Consider the following 5124-nt stretch of genomic DNA (forward strand, 5'->3'; position numbering starts at 1 on the left):
GTGAAATGACGCCCTTTGAAATCGTTCATGACAACCGCTCTCCTGCCTGACCACGCTCGAAAGTGACCTCATCAAGAAAACTTTGCAACAGAGCCTTTCCCGCCACGGGGCGGGGTCGACATATTCAAGAGTAATTCTCAGCCGTAGGACCTGGGGTTCTTTTTTTACCATAAGCGCCCAGTTAACGTGACATCACCGTTGAATGTGTTATGATCCGCGAGAAAGACTTCAGAGGGGCGTGGATCGCGCAACCCCAAGCGCTTTGCTCTCGCCCTTTGCTGCCTGCCTTATACGGGAGGACACATCATGCGACGGGAGGCGCATCATGTAGAGAAGGTGATCCGCGTGGTCGAATCCGGGTCGGACGCGGCGCGTTCGCCTCTGGCGGCATCTTGGCGGCGCTCGATGGAGCATCACGGTCTTGATCCCGCCAATGACAAAGCGCCTTATCTGATCGAATGCAGCGAACTGGCTCGACGCCGGGACGAACTCGGAAGACTCCTCGCAATGGCGACGCCGAAGCTGGATGAGCTTTTCGCGCTTGTCGGCGCCTCGGGCTGCGGGGTTCTGTTGACCGATGCAACCGGGATCGTGCTCGACCTCAGATGCGCCGATGCGGATGCAGCAACCTTTCGCAACTGGGGTCTTCACCCCGGTGCCGACTGGAGCGAGGCGCACGAGGGCACGAACGGGATCGGCACCTGCCTGGCCGAAAAGCGCCGGATCACCATCCATCGCGAGGATCATTTTTTCGCGCGGAACACGGCCCTCAGCTGCATGGATGCGCCAATCTTCGGGGCGGATGGACACATTCTTGCGGCACTCGATGTCTCATCAGCGCGCGTTGACGAGACCGAAGGCTTCAACCGGCTGTTGTCTAACACGGTGTCCCAGTACGCTCAGGTCATCGAGAACTGTCATTTCAGATCGTCCTTCCCCAATGCGCGGATAATCATGGCAGGCCCGGACGGGATCGATGCAACAGCCCTATTGGCCGTGGACGGAGATGATCTGGTGATCGGTGCTACCCGTACCGCGCGCCGCATGTTCGGGCTTGAGCCGACTGGACAGATCAAACCCCGTCCGACAGTGGACCTTTTTGGTCGGGACGACGGCCCCACGGGCTTCAAGAAGGCTGAACGGGCTGCGGTTGTCCGCGCACTGGTCCGCGCAGATGGCAACGTCTCGCAGGCGGCACGGATGCTCGGGATCGGACGCGCCACGCTCTATCGGCAGATGCGCCGGCTCGGAATCGAAAGGTAAGACCGGCCAGCTGTCTCACTGCTGAGACACAGCGGCCCATCAGCCATACTTGGCTCTATTCGCCCCCCAATACCTCTGTGGCATGCTGATATCGGACCGGGAGGAGGTTCCGGTCAATCAACGGAGGAAAACCATGAACGAGATGAGCAAACCCGAAAGCGTCCGTGTCTCGCCCTTCAGGGACCGGTACGACAACTTCATCGGCGGCAAATTCGTTGCCCCGGTTGACGGCGCCTATTTCGACAATGTAACCCCGATCAACGGGCAGACAGTCTGTCAGGTCGCGAGATCAGGTCCTGCCGACGTGGAACTGGCACTCGACGCCGCGCACGCCGCAAAGGCGCAATGGGGGGCCACGTCCGCAACGGAGCGGGCGACCATAATTCTCAAGATCGCGGACCGGCTGGAGGAAAATCTCGATCTTCTGGCTCGGGCCGAAACCTGGGACAATGGTAAACCGATCCGCGAGACGACGGCCGCCGATATTCCACTTGCGATCGACCATTTCCGGTATTTCGCCGGGGTATTGCGGGCGCAGGAAGGCACCATGTCCCAGATCGATGCGGACACTGTGGCCTATCACTACCATGAGCCTCTCGGCGTGGTCGGCCAGATCATCCCGTGGAACTTCTCGATCCTGATGGCCGCCTGGAAGCTGGCCCCGGCCTTGGCGGCGGGTAACTGCATCGTGCTGAAACCCGCGGAGCAGACCCCCGCAGCAATCCTGGTGCTGGCCGAACTGATCGCGGACCTGCTGCCTGACGGCGTGCTGAACGTCGTCAACGGCTACGGTGCCGAGGTCGGCGGGGCGCTGGCCGAAAGCCCGCGCATCGCCAAGATCGCTTTTACCGGCTCGACCGAGACCGGCCGCAAGATCATGCAGGCCGCGACCAAGAACCTGATCCCGGTGACGCTGGAACTCGGCGGCAAGTCGCCCAACGTCTTCTTCTCGGATATCATGGCCGAGGACGACGCGTTTCTCGACAAGGCGGTCGAGGGTTTCGTGCTGTTCGCGTTTAACCAGGGCGAAGTCTGCACCTGCCCCAGCCGTGCTCTGATCCAGGAAGACATCTACGAGGACTTCATCGAACGCTGCATCGCGCGGGTGAAAGCCATCAAACAGGGTGATCCGCGCGACATGAAGACCATGGTCGGCGCTCAGGCCAGCGAGGAGCAGCGTGACAAGATCATGTCCTACTTCACCATAGGTGTCGAAGAGGGGGCCGAGGTGCTGACAGGTGGCGGTATGGCCGCCGTTTCGGACGACATAGCAGGCGGCTTCTACATCCAGCCCACGATCCTGAAGGGTCACAACAAGATGCGCGTCTTCCAGGAGGAAATCTTCGGCCCTGTCGTGTCGGTCACAACCTTCAAGGACGAAGCCGAGGCCTTGGCGCTGGCCAACGACACCATGTACGGCTTGGGTGCCGGTGTCTGGAGCCGAGACGCCAACCGCTGCTACCGCATGGGCCGCGGGATCGAGGCGGGCCGTGTCTGGGTCAACAACTATCACGCCTATCCCGCCCATGCTGCTTTCGGCGGATACAAGCAATCGGGGATTGGGCGTGAGAACCACAAGATGATGCTCGACCATTATCAGCAGACCAAGAACATGCTGGTCAGCTACAACCCAAACAAGCTTGGTTTTTTCTAAGGGAGAAGAAAAGATGTCAAAAACGATGAAAGCAGCCGTGGTCCGCGAATTCGGTGCGCCTCTCCGGATCGAGGAAGTACCCGTCCCCGAGGTCGAGCCCGGCATGATACAGGTCGCCATTCAGGCCTCCGGCGTGTGCCACACAGACCTGCACGCCGCCGAGGGTGATTGGCCCGTCAAGCCCAAGCCACCGTTCATTCCCGGCCACGAAGGGGTCGGATTTGTCTCGGCGGTGGGCAAGGGTGTGACCCACGTGAAAGAGGGCGACCGCGTCGGCGTACCGTGGCTCTATACCGCCTGCGGCCATTGCCGCCATTGCCTTGGCGGCTGGGAAACGCTATGCGAAAGCCAGCAGAACACCGGGTACTCGGTAAATGGCGGGTTTGCGGATTACGTTCTGGCCGATCCCAACTACATCGGCCACCTGCCCGACAATATCGGGTTCAACGAAATCGCGCCCGTTCTCTGCGCGGGGGTTACTGTCTACAAGGGCCTCAAGATGACCGATGCCCGTCCGGGCGACACGATCGCCATCTCGGGCATCGGCGGGCTCGGGCACATGGCTGTCCAATACGCCGCCGCCATGGGTTTCGACGTGGTCGCGGTCGATATAGACGATGCCAAGCTCGACCTCGCCCGGCGGCTGGGAGCGAAGATCACCGTGAACGCCCGCACAAGCGAGGACCCGGCGGCCGAGGTCAAACGCGAAACAGGCGGGGGCGTTCAGGGCATCCTGGTGACGGCGGTCAGTGAAAAGGCCTTCGAGCAGGCCGTTGGCATGGTGGATCGCGGAGGCACGGTTGCGCTGAACGGCCTGCCGCCGGGTGACTTCCCGCTCAACATCTTCGGTATGGTGCTGAATGGGATCACCGTGCGCGGCTCCATCGTGGGCACGCGGCTCGATCTTCAGAAATCGCTCGATTTCGCGGGCGACGGCAAGGTGAAGGCGACCATCGAGACCGCGTCCCTGGACGAGGTCAACACGATCTTCGACCGGATGAAGGCCGGCAAGATCGAAGGCCGGATGGTCATGGATCTCTCCGCCTGATCTGACCATAGCGGTCGGCCCGAGTTCTATCCGGCTGACCGCTATGATGCTGGTTTTCGGACACCATGTGCGACGTTTGGGTGACGCGGTTTCAGCGCGGCCAAGTCAATCTATGGCCGGCTACAGGGAGTGTCATGAGCTCTGTGTATCTGGCCCGGTCGGCAACATAGATCGAGGACGCACTGATCCGTTCCGCGGTCGCGGTGACAGGAAACAACAGGGCGCAGACAGCAAGCCATTTCAACATGAGGGATACGATCTGGTGGGTTGTCTGGCAACCTATCACAACCGGCAGTGGAGTGAATCACCCAAGCCAACGCAACCGTTGCCCTCATTTCTTACGTGGATTCCGCCTTGCGGCAACACCTTGATAAGCTTGCCTTATTGGACGTCAGTGGACAGGTTGAACGAGATATGTCGAAACCCATTGCGCATTGTCCTCGTCGCCGGCCCTTGCCGCGTTACACGCCGTCGATCAGGATATCGAGGGCGCGCTTCAATGGATCGCGATGCGCTGCCAAGGATCCGGCCCGCTCGCGCAACTCCGCGCCCGGAACCGCGGCAAGCTCTTGCACCCGGACGATCCACGCCGTTCCGCCAATTTCGACAGAAGGCGTCAGGCTCGGAAACGTCGTGTAGCGACCGGCCTCGCGCAAGGGAGCGACGACGCAGGTCGCCTCGATCCCGATCAGGTCGGTCTGCAGATCGACGACGAGTTGCCCGTCATCGAGACGAAAATGATCGAACTGGGCCATACCGGATCAGAAGCTGCGGTATCTGGCGAGGGGCAATCCCTCCCGCGGGACTTCTTCCGCATAGGCGTTGATTGCGGCTTGGTTTTCGGCCCGCCACAAGCGATTGCGCTCGACCTTGGCGGACTCGGCGATCGCCGAGTCCGCAAGGCGCGACATGTTCAAGCCGAGCGCGCGCGCCGATTCCGCCACGTCCGCATCCAGCGTCAGATTGACCTTCACCCGCGCCATGATTTTGGTGTGCTCGGCGCTCCCACCACGGAGTGGCTTCGTTCACTTCTAATTGTCCACAGGCGCTAGAGAGCGGCCGCCGGTGATGTCACGTTAACTGCCCTATTGTTGTTCGCGTCGCGATTTCTTCTTATCTGACTGCAATGCAGACATCGGCTATCAGCTACAAGCGCCAT

5 protein-coding genes are annotated in these 5124 nt (G+C 60.8%); 3 read left to right on the plus strand and 2 right to left on the minus strand.

Annotation, left to right across the window (positions count from 1 at the left end; translation table 11 throughout):
* Window positions 1-306: 306 nt before the first annotated feature.
* From BUB53_RS22020 to adhP, 3 genes are all read left to right on the plus strand, one after another.
* Window positions 307-1263, plus strand: a complete 957-nt coding sequence (locus BUB53_RS22020) for a GAF domain-containing protein (RefSeq protein WP_027263655.1) — start codon at window positions 307-309, stop codon at window positions 1261-1263.
* A gap of 133 nt (window positions 1264-1396) precedes the next feature.
* Window positions 1397-2917: an acetaldehyde dehydrogenase ExaC gene (gene exaC, locus BUB53_RS22025; RefSeq protein WP_027263656.1), complete on the plus strand. Its 1521-nt coding sequence runs from the start codon at window positions 1397-1399 to the stop codon at window positions 2915-2917.
* A gap of 13 nt (window positions 2918-2930) precedes the next feature.
* Window positions 2931-3965, plus strand: coding sequence for an alcohol dehydrogenase AdhP (gene adhP / locus BUB53_RS22030; protein WP_027263657.1), 1035 nt, complete (start codon window positions 2931-2933; stop codon window positions 3963-3965).
* Window positions 3966-4426: 461 nt separating this feature from the next.
* Here the strand turns inward: adhP and BUB53_RS22035 are convergent, their stop codons facing one another.
* Complete coding sequence (locus BUB53_RS22035) at window positions 4427-4720, minus strand: CcdB family protein (RefSeq protein WP_073038214.1); 294 nt, start codon at window positions 4718-4720, stop codon at window positions 4427-4429.
* A gap of 6 nt (window positions 4721-4726) precedes the next feature.
* Window positions 4727-4948 carry a type II toxin-antitoxin system CcdA family antitoxin gene (locus BUB53_RS22040; RefSeq protein ID WP_073038216.1) on the minus strand — a complete coding sequence of 74 codons (222 nt, stop codon included), beginning with the start codon at window positions 4946-4948 and terminating at the stop codon, window positions 4727-4729.
* Window positions 4949-5124: the final 176 nt, after the last annotated feature.

It is taken from the genome of Roseovarius pacificus, from assembly GCF_900142665.1.
GTDB lineage: Bacteria > Pseudomonadota > Alphaproteobacteria > Rhodobacterales > Rhodobacteraceae > Roseovarius > Roseovarius pacificus.

Bases quoted from the DNA above. Each gene is read 5' to 3' on its own strand.
- BUB53_RS22020 (WP_027263655.1), top strand. From the start codon at position 307: ATGCGACGGGAGGCGCATCATGTAGAGAAGGTGATCCGCGTGGTCGAA.
- exaC (WP_027263656.1), top strand. From the start codon at position 1,397: ATGAACGAGATGAGCAAACCCGAAAGCGTCCGTGTCTCGCCCTTCAGG.
- adhP (WP_027263657.1), top strand. From the start codon at position 2,931: ATGTCAAAAACGATGAAAGCAGCCGTGGTCCGCGAATTCGGTGCGCCT.
- BUB53_RS22035 (WP_073038214.1), bottom strand. From the start codon at position 4,720: ATGGCCCAGTTCGATCATTTTCGTCTCGATGACGGGCAACTCGTCGTC.
- BUB53_RS22040 (WP_073038216.1), bottom strand. From the start codon at position 4,948: ATGGCGCGGGTGAAGGTCAATCTGACGCTGGATGCGGACGTGGCGGAA.